The sequence below is a fragment of the Cellulomonas iranensis NBRC 101100 = JCM 18110 genome (assembly GCF_001552375.1).
GTDB classification, from domain to species: domain Bacteria; phylum Actinomycetota; class Actinomycetes; order Actinomycetales; family Cellulomonadaceae; genus Cellulomonas; species Cellulomonas iranensis.
In genome coordinates this window covers 1-2,736 of record NZ_BCRB01000169.1, presented here as the reverse complement: position 1 = coordinate 2,736, position 2,736 = coordinate 1, and the positions used below count along the sequence as shown (strand labels likewise).

Annotated in this window: 3 protein-coding genes and 1 pseudogene; 2 read left to right on the top strand and 2 right to left on the bottom strand. The window is 77.7% G+C overall.

The genetic code is table 11. From position 1 onward, the window contains the following. Positions 1 to 592, top strand: a 592-nt coding sequence (locus tag CS2_RS18060; RefSeq protein ID WP_070320999.1) for an anti-sigma factor, incomplete at its 5' end; no start/stop codon positions are given. Between the two features lie 19 nt (positions 593 to 611). On the opposite strand, the gene CS2_RS18055 is transcribed toward CS2_RS18060, so the two are convergent. Further along, positions 612 to 1,253 (bottom strand): HAD family hydrolase, encoded by a 642-nt coding sequence (locus tag CS2_RS18055; protein ID WP_070321000.1) that lies wholly within the window; start codon positions 1,251 to 1,253, stop codon positions 612 to 614. A 272-nt stretch (positions 1,254 to 1,525) separates the two neighbouring features. Here CS2_RS18055 and CS2_RS18050 point away from each other — a divergent pair, with 272 nt between their 5' ends. Continuing rightward, positions 1,526 to 2,383 carry a PAC2 family protein gene (locus CS2_RS18050; RefSeq protein ID WP_046528519.1) on the top strand — a complete coding sequence of 286 codons (858 nt, stop codon included), beginning with the start codon at positions 1,526 to 1,528 and terminating at the stop codon, positions 2,381 to 2,383. Between the two features lie 34 nt (positions 2,384 to 2,417). Here the strand turns inward: CS2_RS18050 and CS2_RS19225 are convergent. Next, positions 2,418 to 2,736: pseudogene (locus CS2_RS19225) on the bottom strand (cysteine--1-D-myo-inosityl 2-amino-2-deoxy-alpha-D-glucopyranoside ligase); the annotation flags it as partial.

The following is a 2,736-nucleotide window of genomic DNA, read 5'->3' as shown; positions in this document are numbered from 1 at the left end:
GACGCTCGCCGCCGCGACCGCGCGGCCCGCGCCGGAGCACGTCCGGGCCGCGACGCTCGCGGCGGTCGCGGCGACCCCGCAGGTCGGCACCGGCGCTGCGGCCGCCGGTGCCGTCGACCTCGCCTCGGAGCGCGTGCGGCGACGGCGCGCCCCCGTGCGCACGGCCCTCGTCGCGGCCGTGGCCGCCGCGGTGCTCGCGGTGCCGGTGACGGTGGCGTGGCGGCAGGCCGACCGTGCCGCGGTGGCCGAGCAGCGGCTCGCGGCGGTCGAGCGCCTGCTCGGCGCACCCGACGCCCGGCTCGTCGCGGCCGACGTCGCGGGCGGCGGGCGCGCCGTGGCGGTCGTGACGGACGACGTCGCGCTCGTGACGGCGTCCGGCGTGAGCGACCCCGGGTCCGACCGGGTCTACCAGCTGTGGCTGCTGCGCGACGGCGCGGCGCTGCCGTCGAGCACGTCGCCCGTGACGGCGGGCGGCTTCGACGTCACCACCGCCGAGTTCCGGCCGGGCGACGCGCTGGCCGTGACCGTCGAGCCGCGGGGCGGGTCGACGGCCCCGACCACGGACCCCGTGGTGGTCCTCGAACCGGCCTGACGTCCGCGCGCGGCGCGCCTCAGACCGAGCGGCGCAGGTCGAGCGTCTCCCCCGCGGCCACGCGCTCGATCGTCGGCAGGTCGACGCGCGCGAGCGAGCCGACGCGCGAGACACCCGCGGGCGGGTCGATCGTCACGTGCGAGTCGACGGCGACGACGCGCGCACCGCTCGAGACCGCGGACGCGAGGCCCGTCGCGGAGTCCTCGAACGCGACGCACGCGCGCACGTCGACGCCCAGCAGCCGCGCCGCCGTGAGGTAGGGCTCGGGGTCGGGCTTCGGGCGCGTCACGTCGTCGCCCGCGACGACCACGTCGAACAGCCCGACAGTCTGCGCGAACGGTGCGGCCAGCACGCCGAACGACGAGGTCACGAGCGCCTGCGGCACACCGGCCGCGTGCAGCGCGCGCAGCAGCTCGAGCGCCCCGGGGCGCCACGGGACACCGGCCGCGACCGCGGCACCCACCGCGGTGTTGAGCTGGTGCGCGATCTGGTCGACCTCGAGCCGCACGCCGCGTGACTGCAGCAGCGCGGCCGACACCGACATCGAGCTGCCGACCATCGCGGCCGCGTCGGACGGCGTCCACACGCCGCCGTGCTCCTCGACGAGCGCGATCTCGGCCGCCATCCAGTGCGGCTCGGTGTCGATGAGCGTGCCGTCCATGTCCCACAGCACGGCGGCGGGCGACGCGCTGCGCTGAGGGGCGGACGGGCGGTGGGCGGGCGACGACAGCGTGCTCAGGACGGCCTCCGATGCCGGGACGGGTGGGTGCGGACCACGGGGGTCGTCCCCCATCATCCCCGCTCGCCGCACGTCCGCCACCGCCGTGCGGCCGGACGTGAGGCGCGCCACGTCCGGACGCGCGGGGACGCCGCGCGCGCGCCGAACGGCACGGTCGCACGCCTCGTCGGCCGCCCCAGCCCTACGCTGGGACCGTGAGCGAGCACGCAGCACCCGACCTCCCGGCCCGCGAGACCGTCCTGCTCGCGGCCTTCGAGGGCTGGAACGACGCGGGCAGCGCCGCGACGGCCGCGCTCGAGCACCTGCACGACGTGTGGGGCGCCGAGCAGGTCGACGAGCTCGACCCCGAGGAATACCACGACTTCCAGGTGAACCGTCCGGTGGTCGGCCCGGGGCCGGACGGCACGCGCGAGATCACGTGGCCGACGACCGCCGTGGCCGTCGCGACCACGCCGCGCTCGGGCCGGCAGGTCGTGCTGGTGCACGGCATCGAGCCGTCGATGCGCTGGCGCCGGTACTGCAGCGAGCTCCTCGACATCGCCGCGGGCCTCGGCGTGCGCACGATCGTCACGGTCGGCGCGCTGCTCGCGGACGTGCCGCACACGCGTCCGATCCCCGTGAACGCGACGAGCGAGGACGAGGAGGTCCGCGAGCTGCTCGGCCTCGAGCCCAACACGTACGAGGGTCCGACGGGCATCGTCGGCGTGCTGCAGCACGAGGCCGGCGTGCGGGGCCTGCAGGCGCTGTCGCTGTGGGCGGCGGTGCCGCACTACGTGGCCGCTCCCCCGTCGCCCAAGGCGACGCTCGCGATCCTGCACCGCCTCGAGGGCCTGCTGGGCGAGCCCGTGCCGCTCGGCGACCTGCCGGACGACGCCGAGGCCTGGCAGCACGGCGTCGACGAGCTCGCGGGCGACGACTCGGAGATCGGCGAGTACGTGCGTCAGCTCGAGGAGGCCAAGGACACCGCCGAGCTGCCCGAGGCGAGCGGCGAGGCGATCGCGCAGGAGTTCGAGCGCTACCTGCGACGGCGCGACAAGGGCACGGGCGGCTGAGCCCGGCGGGTGCCGTCGCGACGCGCGGGCGGGCCTAGAGCCGGACGCCCAGCAGCGCGTCGACCGTGCGCGCGACGACGCCCGGGGCGCCCTCGTGCGTGGGCCCCTGCCCCGCGAGCGCCGCGGCGGCCCACGCGTCGACCACGGCGATCGCGCGCGGCGTGTCGAGGTCGTCGGCGACGGCGGCGCGCACGCCCGCGAGCACGGGCGTCGCGTCGGGCCCGCCGTTGCCGGACATCGCCCGGCGCCACGTCGCGAGCCGCTCGCGCGCCTGCGCGAGGCCGCCGTCGGTCCACTCCCAGTCGTCGCGGTACCGGTGCGCGAGCACCGCGAGCCGCACGGCCATCGGCTCG